The organism is Collinsella sp. CLA-ER-H7, from assembly GCF_040092345.1.
In the GTDB taxonomy this organism is placed as follows: domain Bacteria; phylum Actinomycetota; class Coriobacteriia; order Coriobacteriales; family Coriobacteriaceae; genus Collinsella.
In genome coordinates, this window is sequence record NZ_JBBNLT010000033.1 from 1 (window position 1) to 950 (window position 950).

Sequence of the window (950 nt, forward strand, 5' to 3'; positions counted from 1 at the left end):
ACGATGACGCGGAACTCGTCGTCAAGGCCGGGGATCGCGAACTCGGCGGTGTCGATGATGTTGATGTCGGTGTCGCCGGTCACACCGCGGGTCAGGAAGGCGCGGACGCGCTCGTCGAGCTTGCGGTTCTCGTCCTCGCCCATGAACAGGAAGACCGGGACGCCGGGCTCCACGAGCTCGAGGGTGCCGTGGAAGAAGTCGGCCGAGGTGATGTAGCGGGTGCGCTTCCACTGCATCTCCTCGAGGATGCACATCGAGAACAGGATCGTCTCGCCCCACAGGGCGCCGGAGCCGATGAACATGGTGTAGGGGGCCAGGGCGTACTTCTTGGCGAGCTCCTCGGCGCGCGGCTCGAAGCGCTTGCGGATGTCGAGCATGTCCTTCCAGATATCCTTGGTCTGCTCGATAAACAGATCGAACTTGGGGAAGCAGCCGCGGCGGTTGAGCAGGCGCAGGCCGAAGCAGTCGGCGAGGTAGTAGCCCTTCTCGCAGCCGCCCGAACCATGGTCAGAAGCCATGGCGACGCAGTTCTCGGCGCCGACAGCCTGGCCGATGGGGCCCTCGGGCTTGGTCATGGCGTAGACGCGAATGCCCTTTTCCTTCATCTTCTTGACGGCCTCGAGGACCTCGGGGGTGGTGCCGGACTCGGAGGCGGTGAGCACGACGGACTTCTCGGTCATGCGCTTGTGGCCCATGGCGTTCCACTCGGCGGCGTGGATCAGGTAGACCTCGAGGTCGCGGTCGCCGAACTTGTTCATGAGGTACTCGAGCTGCATGAGCTCGTCCCAGGTGCCGCCGACGCCCATCAGGAACACGGCGTCGTAGCCCTCGTCGGCGACCTTGTCGGCGAGCGCGGTCATCTTCTTGCCGGTCTCGTAGAGCGCCTTGCCGTCCTCGAGATAGCCCTCCTGGTCGAAATGCATGATCTCGATCTTCTCGGTTTCCTTCAT

Annotated in this window: 1 protein-coding gene; it reads right to left on the minus strand. The window is 63.9% G+C overall.

Going from position 1 to position 950, the window contains the following annotated elements:
- On the minus strand, window positions 1-950 hold a 950-nt coding region (locus AAAX75_RS10040), incomplete at both ends, for an SIS domain-containing protein (protein ID WP_349092075.1).